The organism is Streptomyces sp. CA-251387, assembly GCF_050936625.1.
Lineage (GTDB): Bacteria > Actinomycetota > Actinomycetes > Streptomycetales > Streptomycetaceae > Streptomyces.
In genome coordinates this window covers 2,265,701-2,287,819 of sequence record NZ_JBNJMJ010000001.1, presented here as the reverse complement: position 1 = coordinate 2,287,819, position 22,119 = coordinate 2,265,701, and the positions used below count along the sequence as shown (strand labels likewise).

Below are 22,119 nucleotides of genomic sequence, written 5' to 3'. Positions count from 1 at the left end.
CCGAACTCGCCGCAACCACCGCCCCTCAAACAGTCATGGGCCGGTCGTACGGCGAGATCGGCGCCGGCAGCCGCGAACTCCCCGTCAGGTAGCGGTCGACGGCTGCCGCCACCGCCCGCCCTTCCGCGATCGCCCACACGATCAGCGACTGTCCGCGCGCCGCGTCACCCGCAGCGAACACGCCGGGGGCGTTCGTGGCGAACCCGGCGTCCCGTGCGATCGTGCCGCGAGGCTCCAGCTCCAGCCCCAGCTGGTCGATCAGGCCGTCCTCGCGGTCGGGCCCGGAGAAGCCGAGGGCGAGCAGTACGAGGTCGGCCGGCAGCGACCGCTCGGTGCCCGGCAGCGGGCGGCGCTGTGCGTCCACCTCGACCAGGTGCAGCGACCGTACCTGCCCGTCGGCGTCACCCGTGAAGCGGAGCGTGGACGCCGCGAACAGCCGGGCGTCCGCGTTCGCCGCGGGCGCCGTCTGAAGATCGCGTGCCTCCTCGTGCGCGGCCGACAGACGGTAGATCTTCGGGTACGTCGGCCAGGGCTCCGCGTCCTCGTCCCGTTCGGCGCCCGGTTGGGCGTAGATGTCCAACTGGGTCACGGACGCGGCACCCTCCCGTACGGCGGTGCCCAGACAGTCGGCCCCCGTGTCCCCACCGCCGACGATGACGACGTGCTTCCCGGCGGCGGACATCGGGGACGTCTCCAGGTCCCCCTCGCACACCCGGTTGGCCAGCGGCAGATACTCCATCGCCTGCTGGATACCGCTCAACTCCCGCCCAGGGACGGGCAGTTCCCGCCACGCCGTGGCCCCCGTGGCGATCACCACGGCGTCGTAACGCGACCGCAGTTCGGCGGCTCCGACGTCCCGCCCGACCGCCGTCGACGTACGGAACTTGGTCCCCTCGGCCCGCATCTGCTCGATCCGCCGCTCCAGATGGTGCTTCTCCATCTTGAACCCGGGGATCCCGTACCGCATCAGCCCACCGATCCGGTCGTCCTTCTCGTACACGGCGACCGTGTGCCCCGCCCGCGTCAGCTGCTGTGCCGCGGCGAGCCCGGTGGGACCCGACCCGATCACCGCGACCGTCCGCCCGGACAGCCGGTCCGGTGGGCGCGGCGGCGCGAAGCCCTCCTCCCAGGCCCGGTCGGCGATGGCGCACTCGACGTTCTTGATGGTGACGGCCGGCTGGTTGATCGCCAGCACACACCCCGCCTCGCACGGCGCCGGACACAACCGCCCCGTGAACTCGGGGAAATTGTTCGTCGCGTGCAGCCGGTCGGCTGCCGCCCGCCAGTCCTCCCGTGACACCAGGTCGTTCCACTCGGGGATCAGATTGCCCAGCGGACAGGCGTCGTGGCAGAAGGGTATGCCGCAGTCCATGCAGCGGTCGGCCTGCTTGCTGATGATCGGCAGCAGCGCCCCGGGGACGTACACCTCGTCCCAGTCCTTGACCCGCTCCTCGACGGGCCGGCGCGGCCAGTCCTGGCGGGGGGTGGTCATGAAACCCTTGGGATCGGCCATGGCCGTCTTCCTTGCGTGTGCGTGTGACGTGGGGGAGCCGTGCGTCATCGGGCGGCACTCTTCCGGCCACGATACGTCCCACCGGCGGTGTGCGCAGAGTGGGGGACAGCGCTTTCTTCGCGGTTTTTCCGTGGATTCTTCTTGGGCTCGCCCCATGCGGAGTGGGCAGGGGTGGGCCGATGTGGAGCGGGTCGGGTGGGCGGGCCATGGGGCCCATGCGGGGTGGGCCGGGATGGGGCGCGGAGCGGAGCCGGGGAGGGTCAGCTGAGGGCGAGGACGTACGACACCGTCGCGGCGGCCGAGGCGACCATCCGGACGTGGTTCCACGCCGTCCACTCGCGCACGTACGTCGGCCAGTAGGCGGCCGCCTCCGGGGTGCCCGCGTCGAGCTTGAGCAACGCTTCGTTGCGGGGCACGTTCGCCGCCATGGTCACCCCGAACGAGCCGAACAAATACAGCCCGCTCCCCAGCAGCAGCTCCACCGTCCCCTCGTCCGGCCAGAGCACGAACGTCACCACGGCGATCACCGCGCACAACACCGCCGACCCGACGAACACCAGCATGAACGCCGGCGTCAACGCCGTCACATTGATCGCCTGCATCGTGGCGACGCCCTGCGCCGGCGGCAGCGCGGCGAGCCCGCGCATCACGAAGGTCGAGAAGGCGCAGAAGACCCCGGCCACGAGACCGGTCCCGACCACACCGATCACGACCAGTACGAAGTACGGCCCGTCAATCATGTCAACGTCAACTCCCGCATCCAGCCGAGATCCTTCCCGGCCCGGCCCCATCTGTCACCTCAAGTGAAGTCGTGTACGAGAACGGTCACCATGGCTGAACGACGCCCACACATACGCGAGCGTCCAGCAGGGCGAAGGCCGGGCGCCGAGCCTTGAAGAACGGCACCGTGGGGTGGCCGGTTCACCCCCCGGTCCTGCTGTGCCCGTGCCCGTACCTGTGCCCGTGCCCGATGGCCGTCTCCCGCGCCAACGTCAGCCGACCCCCGACACCTCCGCCCGCCACGCCCGCAACGTCGTCTCCACCATCGCCGCGATCCGGCGCCGAGCCTCGTGCCGAGGCACCCCGCTCATCAGCAACTGGTCGTAGGGGGTGTCCAGATGGCGTACGGACGCCACGACCGCCGATGTCACCGCCCCCTCGGACAACGCCCGCCCCGCCGCACTGCGCCCCACCCGCCCACTGCCCCGCACCGACGCATGCGCGGCGATGTCCCGCGCCCGGTCCGCCGGACACCCCGGGAACAGCCGCCGTATCTCCGCCGCGAACGCCTCCGCGAACCGCACGTCCTCTCGCACCCGCCGCCGTGCGTCCCGTACCCGCCGCCGTCGCCGAGCCTCCGCGTCCGCCAGACACCGATGCTCGGCCCGGGCGAGCCCCGCCTCCTCGACGAGGACTCCCTGCCGCTCGTAACGGCTCTTGCGCCGGTTGAACCGGACGACCACCGCCGACAGCGCACTCTCCTCCCGCGACCGACGTGTCAACGCCGTGTCGCCGCGCGGCAGGAACACCAGATGTCCGAGATCGGCACAGTCGAGACACCGCGGCGCCCCGTCCTCCAGCACGAGCATCGGCAACGGCCCCGCATGACACTCCGCACAATGCCGCCGCTTGAGAGGCTGGATCACCAGAAGGCCGGTGCGGGGCGGGGGAGTTGCGAGGGACGCCATATCGGGTTCTTTCCCCGTGGGGCGGCTCTGGGGAACTACCCGCCTGGGACAGCGGACTGCCTGGCCGGGAGGAGCGAACAGCCCGATTCGGGCAGCGAACCGCCTGATAGGGACAGGGGACCGCCTGATCGGGTGGGTAAGCGGCCTGATCGGTCCAAGAGCGGGGCGAGCAGGGCCGCGAAGCGATCCGATGGACCTGGGACACCCGGCCCCCGCAGCCGCGCCGAAACCTGCCGACCGTAGAGCACCCCGGCATCCCGACCGCTCCCTGTCGCATCATGGGCCCTGTGCGACTCGAAGCGATCACCTGGGACCGGCTCGGCGACCTGCTGGCCGAGCGGCTGCTCGACCTGAAGCCGGCCGACGGCAGCCCCTGGCCGCGCATCGCCTTCGACGGTGCCCCGGCGGCCCACCCGGGAGACCTGGCCGAGCGGGTCGGCGAGGCGTTGCGCATACGCGGCCGTCCCTCGCTCGCCGTCGGCACGGAGGGCTTCCTGCGCCCCGCCTCGGTCCGGCTGGAGCACGGCCACCGGGACGTGGACGCCTATTACGACGGCTGGCTCGACACCGGCGCCCTGTGGCGCGAGGTCTTCGGTCCCCTCGAACCCGGCGGCGACGGCCGCGTCCTGCCGGATCTGTGGGACCCGGTCACCGACCGGGCCACCCGCAGTCCCTACGTCCAACTCCCGCCCGGCGGCTTCCTGTTGCTGCACGGCCCCCTCCTGCTGCGCCACTGGTTCCCCTTCGATCTGACCGTCCACGTCCTTCTCTCACCCGGTGCTCTGCGCCGCCGCACGCCCGAGGCCGAGCACTGGACCCTCCCCGCCTTCGAGCGCTACGAACACGAGACCGACCCGGCCGGCACGGCTGATGTCCTGGTGCGCGCCGACGACCCGCGGCACCCGGCGTGGAGAGGCTGATCCAATAACCCCTTCTCTATGCACGTGCATTTAATTACTCTGCTCCCATGACGACCTCCACGAGTGATCCGATCTCCTTCGACGACTCCGTCCGCTCCCTCCTCGACGGCAAGAACTTCGCCAGCGTGGCCACCCTTGGCCCCGACGGCGCCCCGCAGAACTCGGTGGTCTGGATCAAGCGCGAGGGCGACACCGTGCTCTTCTCCTCCGTCGACGCCCGCCAGAAGGTGCGCAACCTCCGGCGCGACCCCCGCATCAGCGTCTCGGTCTACGACCTCGCCAACCCCTACAGCTCGGTCGAGATCCGCGGCACCGCGGAGATACTCCCGGACGAGGCCAAGCGGCTCCCGTTCGAGCTCTCGCACAAGTACCTCGGCATCGACCCGCCCGCCGAGAAGGACGACGAGACCCGCGTGATCATCCGTGTCGTCCCGCGGAAAATCATGCGCTTCGCGGCCTGAGCGCCTCCCGCTGCCCGGTGGCCGTCGCCAGCCGGTTCCGGGTGCATGTGGCGGGCGGCGCGGCGAGAATGAAGGGCGCCGGGACTAGCGGTGCGTCCCGCACCGCGCCGGCCGTCCGGCATCGGGAGGTACTTCATGACCACTGCCGGAGACATCATGCACCGTGGTGCCCAGTGGATCCCGGCCCACGAGACCCTGGACCGCGCCGCCCAGTTGATGCGCGAGCTGGGCGTCGGAGCCCTGCCCATCAGCGACCAGAACGAACGGCTCTGCGGCATCCTCACCGACCGCGACATCGTCATCGGCTGCGTGGCCATGGGCCGCGACCCGAGCAAGGTCACCGCAGGCGAGATGGCCCAGGGCACCCCGCGCTGGATCGATGCGAACGCCGACATCAGTGACGTGCTCCGGGAGATGAAGGAGCATCAGATCCGCCGGCTCCCCGTCATCGACAACAAGCGCCTGGTCGGCATGATCAGCGAGGCCGATCTGGCCCAGCACCTGTCGGAGGCCCAGATCGGCCAGTGGGCCGAGAGCGTCTACGCCAGGACCGGGGCGCCGACGACGCACTGATCCGGCGAACGCCTCACCCTCGCCAGTGGTGATGTCCTCGTCCGGCCGACCGTGCCGGGCGGGGACGTACCGGAGTCTGCCGAAGCAAGCTCAGAGCCATCCGTTGCGCCGGAAGCCGCGGTACAACGCCAGGCACGCGGCGGATATCACCGCTATGACCAGCGGATAGCCGAACGTCCAGCGCAACTCCGGCATGTAGTCGAAGTTCATCCCGTACACCCCGCACACCATCGTCGGCACGGCCACGATCGCGGCCCAGGCCGTGATCTTCCGCATGTCCTCGTTCTGCGCGACGGTGACCTGTGCCAGGTGCGCCTGGAGGATCGAGTTCAGCAGTTCGTCGAAGGCGAAGATCTGCTCCTTGGCGCGCAGCAGATGGTCGGACACATCGCGGAAGTACGCCTGTATCTCCGGCTCCACCACCCGGATGGGCAGTGTGGCCAGGTCCTCCAGCGGGCGGCTCAGTGGGACCACGGCCCGCTTCAGCTCCAGGAGTTCCCGCTTCAGCTGGTAGATCCGCCCCGGGTCGACCCGCGCGCCGTTCTCCGCGAACACATCCGTTTCGACCGCGTCGATGTCCTCCTGCACCGAGTCCGTGACGTTCAGATAGTCGTCGACCACATGGTCCGCGATCGCGTGCAGCACCGCTGCCGGCCCCTTGGCGAGCTGCTCGGGGTCCGACTCCAGCTCCTCGCGCAACGGGCCCAGTGAGCCGTGCCGCCCGTGTCGCACCGTGATCACGAAGTCCCGGCCGACGAACACCATGATCTCGCCGGTGTTCACGACCTCGCTCGTCGCCGTGAGCTGCTCGTGCTCGACATAGCAGACCGTCTTGAACACCGCGAACAGCGTCTCGTCGTACCGCTCCAGCTTCGGCCGCTGATGCGCCTCGACGGCGTCCTCGACCGCCAGCGGATGCAGGGCGAACAACTCGGCGATGCCCGCGAACTCCTGGTCCGTCGGCTCGTGGAGGCCGAGCCAGACGAATCCGGCCCCGCGCTTGCGCACCCGCTGCACGACGTCGACCAGGTCACCGCTTTCCGGGACCCGTATCCCGTCCCGGTATGTCACGCAGTTCACGACCGAGGAGCCCAGCGGGGATCGGGCGGGATGGCTGAGGTCGACGCGGGGGTGCCGTCGAGTCAGCCTTGCCACCTTGCGGAGGCCGCCGACCTTTCCGAGGCCCGTGACCTTCCGCAGATTCCCTGCCATGGACATCTGGATCTCCTTGCGTGGATCCTCGCGCCGCATCTCTGCGCCCTGGCCCGCCAGTTTGCCAGTTGGGCGTGAGCGGCGGGTAAGCCTGTGGGAACAGCGGATTCCGCTTTGTTCCCGTCTGTGGATGAAGGGAGTTTGCCCATGTCGCCTCGTGGCATGGGTGCGAAAACTGGGGGAACGGAGGGGGGTCGTGTGGAATTCGCGACCTCCCGTCGAGCGTCGACCGCTACCGACAAAGAGAGCAAATGGGATGATCTCGGCATGATGCGAACCGACGGGTATCTCCTCGACAACCGGCAGGCCGAGGCAGGCGGGCACTGCGACGCCCTGGGACCTCTCTTCGACCCCACGACGTTCCGGCACCTCGAAGGGTTCGGCATCGGGCCCGGCTGGCACTGCTGGGAGGTGGGTGCCGGCGGCACTTCGGTGGTCTCCTGGCTGGCGAAGAAGGTCGGCCCGACCGGAAGGGTGGTCGCCACCGACCTCGATACCTCACGGCTCGCACCGGCCGCCCGCCCGCCGGTCGAGGTCCGCGTCCACGACGTGGGCGCCGAGGAGCCGCCGGGGGACGAGTTCGATGTGGTACACGCCCGGATGGTCCTCTCTCATGTACCGGACCGCGAGCGGGCGTTGCGGTCGATGATCAAGGCCCTGCGTCCCGGCGGCAGGCTCCTGGTCGAGGACACCGACCCCGCGCTGCAGCCCCTGCTCTGCCCCGACGAGCACGGCCCCGAACAGCAACTGGCGAATCGCCTCCGCGACGGCGTTCGCACCCTCCTGGCCGACCACGGTGCCGATCTCTCCTTCGGCCGCAGGCTGCCGCGCCTGCTCCGCGAGGCCGGGCTGTGCCGGGTGGCCGCCGACGCGTACTTCCCGGTCGCCTCGCCCGCCTGCGCCGATCTGGAGGCCGCCACCATCCGCGAGCTCCGCGACCAGCTCGTCACCGCGGGCCTTGCCACCGACCAGGACATCGACCGCCACCTTGCCGGCGTCTCCGCCGGCCGCATGGACCTGGCGGCGACCCCGATGATCTCTGCGTGGGGGCGCAAGGCATAGGCAAGGGGTCACACCGTCCGGGGCGGTCTCCCGCCCACCTGCTCCACCGCCAGTGCTCCCGCCCGGCACCCCTCCCGAGCCGCGTCCTCCGGTCCGGCGCCGGTGAGAAGGGCCGCGAGGAATGCACCGGTGAAGGCGTCGCCGGCACCCGTCGTATCCCTCGGGGTCGCCTGCACGGCGGGGACGTGGGCGCCCACGGTGCCCGACCGGGCGACCAGGGCGCCGTCCGCGCCCTGCTTCGCGACCACCAGCGGGACATGACGGCTCAACTTGGCCGCCGCGTCCGCCGCATCGGGCAGCCCCGTGAGCAAGCACGCCTCGTCACGGCTCGGCAGTAGGACGTCCACGCCGTCCACCAGCGCCAGAAAGCGGTCGACGCCCAGCTCCGTCAGGAACCCCGCCGACGCCGGATCCAGGCTCACCGGTACTCCACGCGCGCGTGCCGACTCCAGAGCCACTGCCACGAGCGCCCGGCTCGGCTCGGAGAACATCAGGTAGCCCGACAGATGCAGCCGGGCGACCCCGTCGAGCAGCGCGTCCGACCAGTCGCCGGGGCCGAGCCGCAGGGAGGCGCCGCTGTCGGTGAGGAACGTCCGCTCGGCGGCGGCGCCCTTGTCGACCAGGCAGATCACCGTCCCGGTCGGCGCCTGCGGATCCACGACGAGACGGGGCCGCACTCCGCACACGGTCAGCTCCCGCTCGTGCCACGCGGCCGTGTCCGCGCCCACCCTCCCCAGAAGCCGCACATCGGCACATCCCCAACGCGCGGCCCAGCAGGCCACGTTGGCGCCCGCACCGCCCGGCACCGTCCGGATGGCCGCGGCCGTGTCCGTCCCCGAGGCGAGCGGCCCCCGGTGCCGGGCGATGACGTCCGTCACCACGTCCCCGACGACCAGCAGCGCGCCGTCATGGGCGCCGCGGACGGCCGGTGCGCTCCCCGAGCCGTCAGGAGCTGTCCCGCCGCTGCCGGGTTTCCTCGCTGCCGCCTCATTCCCGGGTTCGCGGCCCGCCGCCTCGTTCTTCGGTCCGCGGCCCGCCGCCTCGCTCCCCGGTCCCCGGCCCGCCGCCTCGCTCCCGCCGCCGCGTGCCCCCGCCCCGGTCATGACCCGCTCACGCCCCGGCCCACGCTGCCGCGATCCGTCCCGCCAGCCGTACGTTGCCGCGCACCGCCGCAAGATTGGCGCTCAGCGAGGCACCGTCGGTGTGCCGTACCAGGTAGTCCAACAGGAACGGCGTGACCGCCTGACCGGTGATGCCCCGCTCCTCGCACGCGTGCAGCGCTTCGGCGAGCACACGCGTGTGCAGCTCCGGATCCAGCTGCTCCGCCTCCGGCACGGGATTGGCGACGATCAGAGCCGACTCGGGCCCGCCGAGCGCGTCCTGAGCGCGCATCACCTCGGCCACCTCCTGCGGCGACTGAAGCGTCCAGTCCACCGGGTGCCCCGAGTCGGACAGATAGAAGCCGGGGAAGCGTTCCGTGCGGTAGCCGGCCACCGCGACGCCCAGCGTCTCCAGCCGCTGCAGGGTCGCCGGGACATCCAGGATCGACTTCACGCCGGCGCACACCACGGTGATCCGCGTGCGAGCCAGCAGCCCCAGGTCGGCCGACTCGTCCTGCGTCACCGTCCACTCCCGGTGCACGCCGCCGAGCCCACCCGTCGCAAACATCCGTACGCCTGCGAGAGCCGCCAGCAGAGCGGTCGCCGACACCGTGGTCGCCCCGCTCGCTCCCGAAGCCACCGCGAGCGGCAGGTCACGGTGCCCCAGCTTGCGGATACCGTCCTCGTTCGCGATCCGCTCCAGCTGCTCCTTGTCCAGTCCGACATGGGGCCGACCGTCCAGCACGGCGATCGTCGCGGGCACGGCGCCCTCCCGCCGTACGACGTCCTCCAGCTCCAGCGCCACCTGCAGATTGCGCGGGCGCGGCAGCCCGTGCGCAATGATCGTGGACTCCAGAGCCACCACGGGTCGACGCGCGTCGATCGCCTCTCGCACCTCTTCGGACACCACCAGCACCACGCGCCTGCCTCCTGTCTGTCGGTCTTCCCTCATCTCTGGCGGGCGGCGCACCGGGTCAAACCCTTGCGGCCTGTGGGAGACGACACCAGCCTTGGGTGCATGACGGACAACACTGCGCGTCTCGACCATGTCGTCCTCTGGGTACGTGACCCGGTGGCGTCGGCCGACTTCTACGAGAAGGCGGTCGGCATGGAGCCGGTCAGGCTCTCCGAATTCTCCGCGGGGGCTGTTCCGTTCCCCTCCGTGCGCCTCAACGAGGAGACGATCCTCGACCTCATGCCGCTCACCATGGCGGAGCGCATGCAGATGCTGCCCGGCAGCGTCGCCAGCTCCGGCCACCCGGTCAACCACGTCTGCCTGGCCCTGACCGGAGACGACTTCGACGCCCTGCGGGCCCGCCTGGAAGAACGCGGCGCGCCCGTGTCGGACATCTCCCACGACTCCTTCGGCGCCCGCGGCAAGGCCAAACGCAGCTTCTACTTCCGCGACCCCGACGGCAACGTCTTCGAGGCCCGGCACTACGACTAGCCTGCCGCGGTCTCACCCAGTCCGCCGGGGCCTCAGCCGTCCACCGAGACGTCCCGCGCCCGGCGCCTGCCCCGCGTGAACAGTGCCAGCGCCGCCAAGGGGACGAGCAGACACGCGGCGGTGAAGTTCAGCCAGGCGTAGCTCGCCTTGGCGACCACGAGCCCGGCCGCCGCTCCGCCGATGCCTGCGGAGGCGTTCATGATCAGGTCCGACAGCCCCTGAGCGGCGGCCCGCGCGGGCTGCGGCACGGAATCCGTGAGCAGCGCGGAACCGGAGACCAGCCCGGCCGACCAGCCGAGCCCGAGTACGAAGAGCCCGATGGCCGTCTGCCCGTGACTGCCGCCGGCCGTACCGGCGAGGAACACCGCGCAGGCGAGCAGCCCCACAGCGAGCCCGATCCCGGACAGCCGCCCCAGCCGGTCCGACAGCCGCCCCATGAGCGGCGCGAACGCGTACATGCCCGCGATGTGCCCGCTGATGACCAGCCCGATCAGATCGATGCCCGCCCCGTGATGGGCGAGGTCGACCGGAGTCATCGACATCACCGAGACCATCGCTGTGTGCGCCACGGCAACCGTCACCACCGCGAGCCGGGCTCGTTGCGAGGCTGCCACGGCGGCCAGCCCGGCCCGCAGCGAACGGGCCGCGGGCGACTGCTCCTCGGCCGGTGCGAGAGCACGCGCCGTCAGCAGCGGGTCCGGCCGCAGCAGTACGGCCACCACGACCGCGGATATCAGGAAGATCCCGGCCGCCCACAGGAACGGGCCGGCCGCCGCAGGTATCCCGAGGCCCGTGACGCTGCGGCCGGCGGGCGAGGCGATGTTCGGGCCGAGGACCGCGCCGATGGTCGTCGCCCATACGACCAGGGAGATGGCCCGGGCCCGCCGCTCCGGCTCGGCCAGATCGGCCGCCGCGAACCGCGCCTGCAGATTCGCCGACGAGGCCGCGCCGAACGCGGCCATCCCGCACAGCAACAGCGGAAAGCTCCCGACGCGGGCCGCGACCACCGTGACACCGGCACCCACCGCCCCGATGAGATAGGCCAGCACGAGCCCGGGACGGCGCCCGCGCGCGGTCATCAGCGCGGCCAACGGCATCGACAGCACCGCTGTACCGGCGACGGTCGCGGTGGGCGCGAGCCCGGACAGCGACTCGGTGCCGCTGACCTCCGTGGCGAGCACGGCCGCGAGCGCGATGCCGGTGGCGACACCCAGCCCGCCCAGGATCTGCGTCGTGATCAGCACGGCCGTCGTACGGCGCCGCAGGGCCGGCAACCGGTCGGGCGTGACGGACGCGACGACCTGCCGCTCGACGGCGGTCACGAGGCGCACCCGCCCGTGCGGCGCGCCGGACCGGACCACCGGGGACAGCACACCGGACCGGCCGCGTACGGGTGGGTGAAAAGTGTCGTCACAGGCGCAGTCTCCCCCTCTTCTCTCGCCCGCCCAACCCGGTCAAGGACCGGGCCCGACCGGGTGAAGGACCAAGAAGCCTCTCAGAACAGCGGCTCCGGCAGTACCCCCTCCAGCGCGAGCAGCCTCCGCTTGGTCTCCAGGCCGCCCCCGAAGCCGCCGATGCCGCCGTCGCTCTCCACGACCCGGTGACAGGGCACCACGACCGGCAGCGGATTGGCGCCCATCGCCATCCCCACCGCCTGGGCGGCGCCCGGCTGGCCGACCCGCCCGGCCAGATCGCCGTACCCGACGACCGTGCCGTACGGGACGCCGGCGGCCAGCTCGCGCAGGACCTGCCGGTTGAAGCCGGAGATGAGGGACCAGTCCAGCGGCAGCTCGAAGTCGCGCCGCGTACCCGCGAAGTACTCCTCCACCTGACGTATCGCCTCGGAGAGCAGCGGAGAGCCAGGCGCCTCCACCGGCTCGGTGCCCAGCCGGGACGCCAGATGCTCGAGTGCCTTGTCGCGCACCTTCTCCGTGGCATGGAACACGACACTGACCAGGCCGTCGCGGGTCGCGGCCAGCATCAGTGGACCGATGTCGGTACCGACGACGGCCCACACGACCTGCTGCTCGTACTGCCCATGGCTGTCCATGCGCCCACCGTACGACCCACCACTGACAACGCCCCGGGAGCGGGCCTCGGCCCCTGCACAGACCTCAGGCCCTCGGACAGGGCGTCCCGCACCACGTCGGGATGGTTGGTGATGATGCCGTCGACGCCGTACCCGGCGACCAGCCGGGCGGTGTCCGCGTCGTTCACGGTCCAGGTGAAGACCTCCAGCGGCCTGCCGTGCGGACCGGTGAAGGCGTGGACGGAAGCGACGTAGCCCCTGGAGATGGAGCCGTACGCGGGATTGATCTGGTCGGCGAAGGTCGCGTACCCGGCGAGGTCCGCCGCGGGCGGCGTCCCGAGGAAGCCGGTCCTGACGGCCGGCTTCAGCTTGTGGACGGTCCGCATGCTGTCGGCGCTGAAGCTCTGCACGATGAGCCGGCTCGCCAGGTGGGGCGGATCGAGCCAGCCCCCGTCGTCCAGCACCTCGAGGGTCTGCTGTTCGATGCCCGGGTACAGCTCGGGGTTCTTGATCTCCAGGAGCAGCTTCTGGTGGTGCAGCTCCACGCGGTCCATGAACTGTTCCAGCGTCGGCACGCGCGCGCCCGCGTACGCGGGGCCGAACCAGCTGCCCGCGTCCAGGCGGGCGATCTCGGCGGCGGTGAAGTCCTTCACCTTCCAGGGCGCCCGGTCGGGGAAGACCTGCTCCACGTCGGTCGTGCGCTTCAGGTTGTCGTCGTGGAGGACGACAAGCTCGCCGTCCCTGGTGCGCTGTACGTCGTTCTCCACCCAGTCGATGCCCAGTTCGGCGGCCTTGTCGACGGCGGCGAGCGTGTTCTCGGGGGCGTAGGCGGAGGCTCCCCGGTGAGCGATGACCGTGGGCTGCTCGGCGCCGGCCCGGGCGTCGGAGGCGGGAAGCAGCAGAGCGGCGGTTCCCAGGAGCGCGGTCGTCATGGCGGCTACGGCGCGCGCGTGCATGCGTACTCCTCGCGTCGAACGATCACGGACAGCTCAACTGTGACAGCAGACGGTCAACGACGAAGGAGTACAGAATGGCCACAGAATGAATGGAGTTGCCCAGGCCCGCTCACTCGTGCCGCACAACTGGGGCAAGGCCGTGTTTCTTTGCCGGAAAATCGTTCGACCATTCCGGTGGGAGTTACCCTCTGCCTCAACCCTGACCGCTCGGGCGGTGCTGGGAGGGGGCGCATTTCACGGGGTTCCGGGACGTAAAAGGGCGGGAAGGGCAGCCGCGTATGCAGGGCACGATCGACGGTTTCAGTTACGGACTCGTCACACCGCTGGTGGCCTACCTCATGGCCTGCCTCGGCGGTGCCCTCGGCCTGCGCTGCACCACCAGATCGATGCTCGTCTCGCAGTCCTGGCGCCCGGGATGGCTCGCTCTGGGAGCGGCGGCCATCGGCTCCGGCATATGGACCATGCACTTCGTCGCGATGATGGGGTTCACGGTCAAGGAGACGCCGATCCACTACGACAAACCCATGACGTTCGCGAGCCTGGCCGTCGCCATCGTCATGGTGGGCATCGGGATCTTCATCGTCGGTTACAAGGGCGCCAGCGGAACGGCCCTGTTCACCGGCGGCACCATCACCGGTCTGGGCATCGCCTCGATGCACTACCTGGGCATGGCCGGCATGCGGCTCGACGGCAAGCTGGAGTACAACACGATCACCGTGGCCGTCTCCGTCGTGATAGCCATGGTGGCGGCCACCGCCGCGCTGTGGGCCGCCGGACAGGTCAGAGGATTCCTGTGGAGCGTGGGCGCGAGCCTCGTCATGGGCCTCGCCGTCAGCGGCATGCACTACACCGGCATGGCCGCCCTCAGTGTCCATCTCCACGGCACGGGATCCCCCTCCACGGGCGACTCACCCGCCGCCCTGCTGGCGCCGATGCTGGTCGGCCCGCTCGCCTTCCTCCTCCTCGCGGGCGCCGTCGTACTGTTCGACCCGAAGATGGTCATGGGGAAACCCACAGTGGCCCCCGTCGAGCACAAGCCGGGTGTCCCGGCCCACGCCACCGTCCCGCACCCGACCCGTCGGCCGCCGCTGCGCCCCCGCCGCTCCCCGGAGCCCCGAGGGTCCCGGACCCCGCAGAACCACTGATCGGGCCGCGTTGTCAGTGGCGGGTCGTACGGTGGATTCCATGCGGCCCGTTTCCAGCATCGAACGCACGGTGGCGCCCTTCGAGGTCGTCAGCCCCTACCAGCCCAGCGGCGACCAGCCGCAGGCCATCGCCGAGCTCGCCCGGCGCATCGAAGCCGGCGAGAAGGACGTCGTCCTGCTCGGCGCGACCGGCACAGGCAAGTCCGCCACCACCGCGTGGATGATCGAGAAGCTCCAGCGCCCCACCCTGGTGATGGCGCCGAACAAGACGCTCGCCGCCCAGCTGGCGAACGAGTTCCGCGAGCTCCTGCCGAACAACGCCGTCGAGTACTTCGTCTCGTACTACGACTACTACCAGCCCGAGGCCTACGTCCCGCAGTCGGACACCTACATCGAGAAGGACTCCTCGATCAACGAGGAGGTCGAGCGCCTGCGCCACTCCGCGACCAACTCGCTGCTCACCCGCCGCGACGTCGTCGTGGTCGCCTCGGTCTCCTGCATCTACGGCCTCGGTACGCCGCAGGAGTACGTGGACCGCATGGTCCCCCTCAAGGTCGGCGAGGAGATCGACCGGGACGAGCTGCTGCGCCGCTTCGTGGACATCCAGTACACGCGCAACGACATGGCCTTCACCCGCGGCACCTTCCGGGTGCGCGGCGACACCATCGAGATCTTCCCGGTCTACGAGGAGCTCGCCGTCCGCATCGAGATGTTCGGCGACGAGATCGAGGCCCTCTCCACGCTTCACCCCCTCACCGGCGAGATCATCAGCGACGACCAGCAGCTGTACGTCTTCCCGGCCTCCCACTACGTCGCGGGCCCCGAGCGCATGGAGCGGGCCGTCAACGACATCGAGAAGGAGCTGGGGGAGCGCCTCGCCGAACTGGAGAAGCAGGGCAAGCTCCTGGAGGCCCAGCGCCTGCGGATGCGTACGACGTACGACCTCGAGATGCTCCGCCAGATCGGCACCTGCTCCGGTGTCGAGAACTACTCGATGCACTTCGACGGCCGCTCGCCCGGCTCCCCGCCCAACACCCTGCTGGACTACTTCCCGGACGACTTCCTGCTCGTCATCGACGAGTCGCACGTCACCGTGCCGCAGATCGGAGCCATGTACGAGGGCGACGCATCCCGCAAGCGCACCCTCGTCGACCACGGCTTCCGCCTGCCCTCCGCCCTCGACAACCGCCCCCTGAAGTGGGAGGAGTTCCAGGAGCGCATCGGGCAGACCGTCTACCTGTCGGCGACCCCGGGCACCTACGAACTCTCCCGCTCGGACGGCCAGGTCGAGCAGATCATCCGCCCCACCGGCCTCGTCGACCCGGAGGTCGTCGTCAAGCCCACCGAGGGGCAGATCGACGACCTGGTCCACGAGATCCGGCAGCGCGTCGAGAAGGACGAGCGCGTCCTGGTCACCACCCTCACCAAGAAGATGGCCGAGGACCTCACGGACTACTTCCTGGAGCTCGGCATCCAGGTGCGCTACCTGCACAGCGACGTCGACACGCTGCGCCGCGTCGAGCTGCTGCGCGAGCTGCGCGCGGGCGAGTTCGACGTCCTGGTCGGCATCAACCTCCTCCGCGAGGGCCTCGACCTGCCCGAGGTGTCCCTCGTGGCGATCCTCGACGCCGACAAGGAGGGCTTCCTGCGCTCCGGCACGTCCCTGATCCAGACCATCGGCCGCGCGGCGCGCAATGTCTCCGGCCAGGTCCACATGTACGCCGACAAGGTCACCCCGGCGATGGCGAAGGCCATCGACGAGACCAACCGCCGCCGGGAGAAGCAGGTCGCCTACAACAAGGCGAACGGCATCGACCCCCAGCCGCTGCGCAAGAAGATCAACGACATCGTCGCGCAGATCGCCCGCGAGGACGTCGACACCGAGCAGCTGCTCGGCACCGGCTACCGCGCGAAGAAGGACGGCCGCGGCACCAAGGCCCCCGTGCCTTCCCTCGGCGACAAGGCGGCCAAGGGCGCGAAGGCGGGCAAATCCGCCAAGGGTAAGGCCAAGGAGACGGTGCCGACCGACCGGCCGGCGGCCGAGCTGGCCGAGCAGATCGAGGAGTTGACGGAGCGTATGCGCGCCGCAGCCGCGGATCTGCAGTTCGAGATCGCGGCCCGGCTGCGCGACGAGGTGTCCGAGATGAAGAAGGAACTGCGCCAGATGAAGGAGGCGGGCCTGGCCTGACCGGCCACGGGCGCCGGTCACCGCCCCGATACCGGCGCCCCGAACCGCCTTCGGGGGCCCGCCAAGCACGCGCTGTGTTGCAAGACCGACACAAAGTGCGGACCGGGGTACGGCACTGTCAGTGCCCCTGCGTAGGGTTCTGGTCATCCGCGGAGTCCGCGGCCAACAGGGGACAGCTCGAGAGGGGAATCAGCACGTGACCGTCAACATGACCAAGGGTCAGGCCATCAGTCTGCAGAAGAACGACGGCGGCAGCCTGACCGCGGTGCGCATGGGTCTCGGCTGGCAGGCGGCTCCCCGGCGCGGCCTGTTCGGCTCGCGGACGCGGGAGGTCGACCTCGACGCCTCCGCCGTCCTGTTTGCGGACAAGCAGCCGGTCGACGTCGTCTTCTTCCGCCACCTGGTGAGCGACGACGGCTCCGTGCGCCACACCGGTGACAACCTCGTCGGCGGTGTCGGCCAGGGCGGCGACGACGAGGCGATCCTCGTCGACCTGGCGCGTGTCCCGGTCCACATCGACCAGATCGTGTTCACCGTGAACTCCTTCACGGGCCAGACCTTCCAGGAGGTTCAGAACGCGTTCTGCCGCCTGGTAGACGAGACCAACGGCCAGGAACTCGCCCGCTACACCCTCGCGGGCGGCGGCGCCTACACGGCCCAGATCATGGCGAAGGTGCACCGCAACGGCCCGGGCTGGACGATGACGGCCCTCGGCACCCCGGCCAACGGCCGCACCTTCCAGGACCTGATGCCGTCGATCCTGCCGCACCTGTAGGACCTGCAAGGCGGCCCGGCGAGCGGCACACGACACGACAAGCGACACAGGGGGACGAAGGCATGACGGCCGAGCTGGTGCGGGGGCAGAACCACCCGCTCTCCCAGGCCCGTCTGGAGATCCGGGTCTCGGCCGGCACGCCGATCGTGACCGCAGCCACGCTCGGCGACGAGCAGGGCAGGATCCACGGGGTCGAATGTGTGGCCCACCCCGGCGCCCCCACCCTGCCCGGCCTCGAAGTCTCCCGGCAGGCGGCCGCCGACCATCGCCTCGCGGTGGACCTGGACGCCATGCCGGAGGCCGTCCACCGCGTCAGTGTGCTGCTCGCCCTGCCGACCGGGAGTGGAGGAGGCCCGACCCGGTTCGGGGCCGTCGCCGCTCCCTTCGTCGCGATCACCGGCCTCGACGGCACCGAGGTCGTCGGCTACACCATCACCGGCCTGGAGGCCGAGTCCGCAGTCGTCGCCCTGGAGCTCTACCGTCGCCAGGGCGCCTGGAAGGTCCGCGCGATCGGCCAGGGCTACGCCGGCGGCCTCGCCGAACTCCTCACCGACCAGGGCCTGCCCCAGGCCCACCAACTCGCCGTCAGCATCAACGAAGCGGTGGCCCAGGGCATGGCCCGCTCCGTGCCGGCACCCCCGCCACGGACCGACGGCGACCGCTCCCGGCAGGCGGCCGCACCGGCGCTAGGCCCGGACCAGGGCGGCCCCGCACCACAGGGCGCCTCCAGCCCCGTCCCACCGCAGCCGACGTCGCCCTACGGCACCCAGGAACCGGGCGTGCCCGGCCAGCCGACACCGCCGTCGACCTCCCCGTACGGCACCCAGACGCCAGGAGTGCCGGGCCAGCCCACGCCGCAGCCGTCGTATCAGGGCGGAAGCGGCGCCACCGACCCCACCCAGCCGTCCGCACCGACGGGCGGCGGGCCGATCGACTACAGCCACCCGCGCCGCCAGAACGCGGCTCCGCCGCCGCCCCCGCCGACCGCGCCCCCCGCCCAGCCGGGGCAGCCCGCGCAGCCCGTGGCGGGTGATGCCACCGGTTGGTCCATGGAGGAGCGGCTCTACAACCAGGTGTGGGGCATGTTCGAGGACCTGGCCCGTACGACCGCCGCCTACCGCAGCGCGGTCGACTTCGCCGACTCGCGCATGGAGAAGGAACTCGACCAGGTCCTGTCGGATCCGCGCAGCAGGATCGGCGGACAGGGCGACGCCGCACGTGAGGCGGCCCAGGCCAAGCACGCCCAGCTCGTCAACCAGGCCAGGGCCACGCTCGACCGGGACATCGCCCAGCTCACCGCGGAGTCCGAGGTCGTCGAGCCCGCACTTCCGCCCGCGTACGCACGCTGGGACAACCCCGTCTGGCACGGCTACCGCGTACCGATGGAGATACCCATGGCCCTGCGGCTGGGTGACCTCCACCTGCCCGAGAGCGACCGGTTGCGCATCCCCATGCTGGTCCGGCTGCCGCTGGAGCGCGGCCTGTGGATCGACAGCGGACCCGGCGGGTCGCTCGACGGCTCGTTCACGGACTCCCATGACCTGCGGCGTCTCGCGATGGAGGAAGCCGTGGCGCACGCGGCACGGCTGCTCGCCGTCTATCCGGCGGGCGAGTTCACCGTGCACGTCATCGATCCGGCAGGGTCGGGCGCACAGGCACTGGCACCCCTGGTGCAGACCGGTGTGCTCGCGGCCCCGCCGGCCCTGGGCGCGGCGGGAGTCGCGGACGTCCTGGCACGGCTCACTCAGCGCGTCGACCTGGTGCAGATGGCGGTGCGCGGTGGTGCGCCCGACTCCCTGCCGCCCGGTTTCGACACCTCCGAGCAGCTGCTGATCGTCAATGACTTCCCGCACGGCTTCGACGACCGGGCCGTGAACCAGCTGCGCTACCTGGCGGACGAGGGTCCGGCTGTCGGCGTCCACCTGATGATGGTCGCGGACCGCGAGGAGGCCTCCGGCTACGGCCCGTTGCTCGACCCACTGTGGCGTTCGCTGCTGCGACTGACCCCCGTGCCGGACGACCATCTCGCCGACCCGTGGGTGGGGCACGCCTGGACTTACGAGCCCTCCCTGGTACCGCCCGACAGCCAGGTGCTCCAGCAGGTGCTCGCGCAGGTCGCCGCAGCCCGGGCCAAGCACTGGTAAAGCGCCTCTGACCAGCACACTTGGCACTTCTTTTGCCAAGTACTTTACCTTTCCTTGGTGATTGGGGTACTGTTCATCCCACGGAGGGGAGTACTCCCTGTCTGCTGCGACGTACCCGTCAATACGGATCCGGCCAGATCCCGGGGCGTCGGCCCATCGTGGGTGGAAGAGACCTCCGGCGCGCGACGACGCTGACATTTGCCGTTACGACTGCCGGAGGCGCAGTGGAAGTTTCCACGACCCTGTGGGTCCTGACCATCGTGGGCCTTGCCGCCCTGATCGCGGTCGATTTCTTCATCGGCCGCAAGCCGCATGACGTGTCGATCAAGGAAGCCGGAATCTGGACGGTCGTCTGGATCGCCCTGGCGGGCCTCTTCGGGCTCGGCCTGCTGATCTTCGGCGGCGGACAGCCCGCCGGAGAGTTCTTCGCGGGCTTCATCACCGAGAAGTCGCTGAGCGTCGACAACCTCTTCGTCTTCGTCCTGATCATGGCGAAGTTCGCCGTGCCGTCCCAGTACCAGCAGCGAGTGCTGCTCGTCGGTGTCCTCATAGCCCTGGTGCTGCGGGCCATCTTCATCGCCGCGGGCGCGGCCATCATCGCCAGCTTCTCGTGGGTGTTCTACCTCTTCGGCGCCTTCCTGATCTGGACCGCCTGGAAGCTCATCCAGGAGGCCCGGGCCGACGAGGAGGACGAGGAGTACGAGGAGAACAAGCTGCTCAAGGCCGCCGAGCGCAGGTTCGGTGTCGCCGACCGCTACCACGGCACCAAGCTGTGGATCCAGGAGAACGGCAAGCGGGTCATGACCCCGATGCTGGTCGTGATGCTGGCGATCGGCACCACCGACGTGCTGTTCGCCCTCGACTCCATCCCGGCGATCTTCGGTCTGACGCAGGACCCGTACATCGTGTTCACGGCCAACGCCTTCGCGCTGATGGGTCTGAGGCAGCTGTACTTCCTCATCGGCGGCCTGCTCAAGAAGCTGGTCCACCTCAGCTACGGCCTGTCGATCATCCTGGGCTTCATCGGCGTCAAGCTGGTGCTGCACGCGCTGCACGAGTCCGGCGTCCATGTCCCGGAGATCAGCATCCCGGTCTCGCTCGGTGTGATCTGCTCGGTCCTGATCGTCACCACGATCACCAGCCTGAGGGCCTCCAAGAAGCAGGCGGCGGCCGAGGCGGCGCAGGAGCGGAGCGAAGGCGCTCCGAAGGACAGCATCGACGTCTGACCACGTCGGACGTAGGAAGAACCAACACCGGGAGTGGTGCCCAGCGAATTGCCGAGCACCGCTCCCGGTGCTTCGTTGGGTGCTGGTGTCCCCGGCCGGGGACACAACAGCCGGGGGGTGGAGGCACCCGTGGACGCACCCATGAAGTTCGTGCAGATCATCGACTTCGAGACCGAACGCATCGACGAGATGCGGGAGCTGGCCCATGAGACGCAGCAGCGCTTCGAGGGCCGCAGCGGCGGCCCCACACGCCGTCTCGTCCTCAAAGACCGGGGCCAGGCCAACCGCTACCTCGTAGTGATCGAGTTCGACTCCTACGAGGACGCCATGCGCAACAACGACGACCCCGAGACGACCAAGTTCGCGGAGCAGATGGCCGCACTGTGCAGCAGGCCGCCGTCCTTCACGGACTGCGACGTACAGGAGATGACCGATTTCGCGTAGCGACATACGACACACAGGGCCCCCGCACCCCGAGGGCGCGGGGCCGCCCGACGGCCACAAGGACCGGAATGCGAACCCCCAGGGCCTCTGCGACGATCGCTCCATGATCGCTCGGCTCAGGCCGCTCACGACCCGGTGGACGTCCTTCATGCCGGTGCTCGCGGTCGTCCTGCTGGTCTTCACCTGGGGACGGGACCTGCCCGGCGCGGTCGTCGCGCTGGTGACTGTGGTCCTCGCGGGAGCCGTCCTGGCCGCCGTACACCATGCCGAAGTGGTCGCCCACCGGGTCGGCGAACCCTTCGGTTCCCTCGTCCTCGCGGTCGCCGTCACGATCATCGAGGTCGCCCTGATCGTGACCCTGATGGCCGACGGCGGCGACAAGAGCTCCACCCTGGCCCGGGACACGGTCTTCGCCGCTGTGATGATCACCTGCAACGGCATTGTCGGCCTGTGTCTGCTGGTCGCCTCGCTGCGGCACCGTACAGCGGTCTTCAACCCCGAGGGCACAGGAGCCGCGCTCGCGACCGTCGCCACCCTGGCCACGCTGAGCCTGGTGCTGCCGACGTTCACCACGAGCAAGCCCGGCCCGGAGTTCTCCAGCGTGCAGCTGACGTTCGCCGCGCTCTCCTCGCTGATCCTGTACGGCCTGTTCGTGACGACGCAGACCGTGCGGCACCGCGACTACTTCCTCCCCATCACCCGGCAGGGCGAGGTGATCACAGCGGACGACCACGCCGACGTACCCTCCGCCCGCGGCGCCTTGATCAGCCTGGGGCTGCTGGGCCTGGCGCTGATCGGCGTGGTCGGCCTGGCCAAGGGGGTGTCGCCGACCATCGAGTCCGCAGTGGCGGCCGCCGACCTGCCCCATGCCGTCGTCGGCGTGATCATCGCCCTGCTGGTGCTGCTCCCCGAGACGATCGCCGCGCTGCGCTCCGCCCGCAGAGACCGCGTGCAGACCAGCCTGAACCTCGCGCTGGGCTCGGCGATGGCCAGCATCGGCCTGACCATCCCCGCGGTCGCCCTGGCCTCCATCTGGCTCTCGGGCCCGCTCGTCCTCGGCCTCGGCCCCACCCACATGGTGCTGCTCGCCCTGACGGTCGTGGTGAGCTCGCTGACGGTGGTGCCGGGGCGGGCGACGCCGCTGCAAGGAGGCGTCCATCTGGTGCTGTTCGCGGCGTATCTGGAGCTCGCGATCAATCCATAGCCGCCGCGTTCCGCAGCCGCTGTGGCTCCGCG

General features: G+C 70.3%; 20 protein-coding genes and 1 pseudogene. 12 read left to right on the top strand and 9 right to left on the bottom strand.

The features are described 5' to 3' along the window. Positions 1-25: 25 nt before the first annotated feature. The 3 genes from ACQEV2_RS10165 to ACQEV2_RS10155 all read right to left on the bottom strand — a co-directional run bounded on the left by ACQEV2_RS10165 (position 26) and on the right by ACQEV2_RS10155 (position 3,201). On the bottom strand, positions 26-1,513 hold the full coding sequence (locus tag ACQEV2_RS10165) for a glutamate synthase subunit beta (protein ID WP_433038819.1): 1,488 nt from the start codon (positions 1,511-1,513) through the stop codon (positions 26-28). 260 nt (positions 1,514-1,773) lie between these two features. Further along, positions 1,774-2,253 carry a DUF1772 domain-containing protein gene (locus ACQEV2_RS10160; protein WP_433038817.1) on the bottom strand — a complete coding sequence of 160 codons (480 nt, stop codon included), beginning with the start codon at positions 2,251-2,253 and terminating at the stop codon, positions 1,774-1,776. 252 nt (positions 2,254-2,505) lie between these two features. Continuing rightward, positions 2,506-3,201 (bottom strand): DUF2293 domain-containing protein, encoded by a 696-nt coding sequence (locus ACQEV2_RS10155; protein WP_433038815.1) that lies wholly within the window; start codon positions 3,199-3,201, stop codon positions 2,506-2,508. 278 nt (positions 3,202-3,479) lie between these two features. On the opposite strand from ACQEV2_RS10155, the gene ACQEV2_RS10150 reads away from it, so the two are divergent. The 3 genes from ACQEV2_RS10150 to ACQEV2_RS10140 all read left to right on the top strand — a co-directional run bounded on the left by ACQEV2_RS10150 (position 3,480) and on the right by ACQEV2_RS10140 (position 5,155). Continuing rightward, positions 3,480-4,121, top strand: coding sequence for a uridine kinase (locus tag ACQEV2_RS10150; protein WP_433038813.1), 642 nt, complete (start codon positions 3,480-3,482; stop codon positions 4,119-4,121). Between the two features lie 47 nt (positions 4,122-4,168). Beyond that, positions 4,169-4,582 carry a PPOX class F420-dependent oxidoreductase gene (locus ACQEV2_RS10145; RefSeq protein ID WP_433038811.1) on the top strand — a complete coding sequence of 138 codons (414 nt, stop codon included), beginning with the start codon at positions 4,169-4,171 and terminating at the stop codon, positions 4,580-4,582. A 135-nt stretch (positions 4,583-4,717) separates the two neighbouring features. Continuing rightward, a complete protein-coding gene (locus ACQEV2_RS10140) occupies positions 4,718-5,155 on the top strand; it encodes a CBS domain-containing protein (protein ID WP_433038809.1) in 438 nt (145 codons plus the stop codon). Positions 5,156-5,245: 90 nt separating this feature from the next. Here ACQEV2_RS10140 and ACQEV2_RS10135 read toward each other — a convergent pair whose 3' ends face one another. Further along, the gene (locus ACQEV2_RS10135) at positions 5,246-6,373 is read right to left on the bottom strand and encodes a magnesium and cobalt transport protein CorA (protein WP_433038807.1); all 1,128 of its coding nucleotides are present in this window, start codon (positions 6,371-6,373) and stop codon (positions 5,246-5,248) included. A gap of 261 nt (positions 6,374-6,634) precedes the next feature. Here ACQEV2_RS10135 and ACQEV2_RS10130 point away from each other — a divergent pair, with 261 nt between their 5' ends. Beyond that, positions 6,635-7,429, top strand: coding sequence for a methyltransferase (locus ACQEV2_RS10130; RefSeq protein ID WP_433038805.1), 795 nt, complete (start codon positions 6,635-6,637; stop codon positions 7,427-7,429). Between the two features lie 8 nt (positions 7,430-7,437). Here the strand turns inward: ACQEV2_RS10130 and ACQEV2_RS10125 are convergent, their stop codons facing one another. Both ACQEV2_RS10125 and ACQEV2_RS10120 read right to left on the bottom strand, forming a co-directional pair. After that, positions 7,438-8,532 (bottom strand): carbohydrate kinase family protein, encoded by a 1,095-nt coding sequence (locus ACQEV2_RS10125; protein WP_433038803.1) that lies wholly within the window; start codon positions 8,530-8,532, stop codon positions 7,438-7,440. Between the two features lie 7 nt (positions 8,533-8,539). Further along, positions 8,540-9,448, bottom strand: a complete 909-nt coding sequence (locus ACQEV2_RS10120) for a pseudouridine-5'-phosphate glycosidase (protein ID WP_433038801.1) — start codon at positions 9,446-9,448, stop codon at positions 8,540-8,542. A gap of 99 nt (positions 9,449-9,547) precedes the next feature. Here ACQEV2_RS10120 and ACQEV2_RS10115 point away from each other — a divergent pair, with 99 nt between their 5' ends. Continuing rightward, complete coding sequence (locus tag ACQEV2_RS10115) at positions 9,548-9,976, top strand: VOC family protein (protein WP_433038799.1); 429 nt, start codon at positions 9,548-9,550, stop codon at positions 9,974-9,976. A gap of 32 nt (positions 9,977-10,008) precedes the next feature. Here ACQEV2_RS10115 and ACQEV2_RS10110 read toward each other — a convergent pair whose 3' ends face one another. The 3 genes and pseudogenes from ACQEV2_RS10110 to ACQEV2_RS10100 form a co-directional block, all read right to left on the bottom strand. After that, positions 10,009-11,298, bottom strand: a complete 1,290-nt coding sequence (locus ACQEV2_RS10110; RefSeq protein ID WP_433038797.1) for an MFS transporter — start codon at positions 11,296-11,298, stop codon at positions 10,009-10,011. Between the two features lie 173 nt (positions 11,299-11,471). After that, complete coding sequence (locus ACQEV2_RS10105) at positions 11,472-12,026, bottom strand: methylated-DNA--[protein]-cysteine S-methyltransferase (protein ID WP_433038795.1); 555 nt, start codon at positions 12,024-12,026, stop codon at positions 11,472-11,474. 77 nt (positions 12,027-12,103) lie between these two features. Then, positions 12,104-12,961: pseudogene (locus ACQEV2_RS10100) on the bottom strand (glycerophosphodiester phosphodiesterase); the annotation flags it as partial. A 278-nt stretch (positions 12,962-13,239) separates the two neighbouring features. Between ACQEV2_RS10100 and ACQEV2_RS10095 the strand changes: the two are divergent. The 7 genes from ACQEV2_RS10095 to ACQEV2_RS10065 all read left to right on the top strand — a co-directional run bounded on the left by ACQEV2_RS10095 (position 13,240) and on the right by ACQEV2_RS10065 (position 22,087). Further along, entirely contained in the window at positions 13,240-14,106 is an 867-nt protein-coding gene (locus ACQEV2_RS10095) for an MHYT domain-containing protein (RefSeq protein ID WP_433038793.1), read from the top strand. Between the two features lie 40 nt (positions 14,107-14,146). After that, positions 14,147-16,294 (top strand): excinuclease ABC subunit UvrB, encoded by a 2,148-nt coding sequence (uvrB, locus tag ACQEV2_RS10090; protein ID WP_433038791.1) that lies wholly within the window; start codon positions 14,147-14,149, stop codon positions 16,292-16,294. Positions 16,295-16,490: 196 nt separating this feature from the next. Continuing rightward, a complete protein-coding gene (locus ACQEV2_RS10085; RefSeq protein ID WP_433038789.1) occupies positions 16,491-17,069 on the top strand; it encodes a TerD family protein in 579 nt (192 codons plus the stop codon). A 62-nt stretch (positions 17,070-17,131) separates the two neighbouring features. Next, positions 17,132-19,213, top strand: coding sequence for a TerD family protein (locus ACQEV2_RS10080; RefSeq protein ID WP_433038787.1), 2,082 nt, complete (start codon positions 17,132-17,134; stop codon positions 19,211-19,213). Between the two features lie 224 nt (positions 19,214-19,437). Beyond that, a complete protein-coding gene (locus ACQEV2_RS10075; protein WP_433038785.1) occupies positions 19,438-20,439 on the top strand; it encodes a TerC/Alx family metal homeostasis membrane protein in 1,002 nt (333 codons plus the stop codon). 141 nt (positions 20,440-20,580) lie between these two features. Continuing rightward, positions 20,581-20,883, top strand: a complete 303-nt coding sequence (locus tag ACQEV2_RS10070) for a hypothetical protein (protein ID WP_433054327.1) — start codon at positions 20,581-20,583, stop codon at positions 20,881-20,883. Positions 20,884-20,986: 103 nt separating this feature from the next. Further along, positions 20,987-22,087: a calcium:proton antiporter gene (locus ACQEV2_RS10065; RefSeq protein WP_433038783.1), complete on the top strand. Its 1,101-nt coding sequence runs from the start codon at positions 20,987-20,989 to the stop codon at positions 22,085-22,087. Positions 22,088-22,119 lie beyond the last annotated feature (32 nt).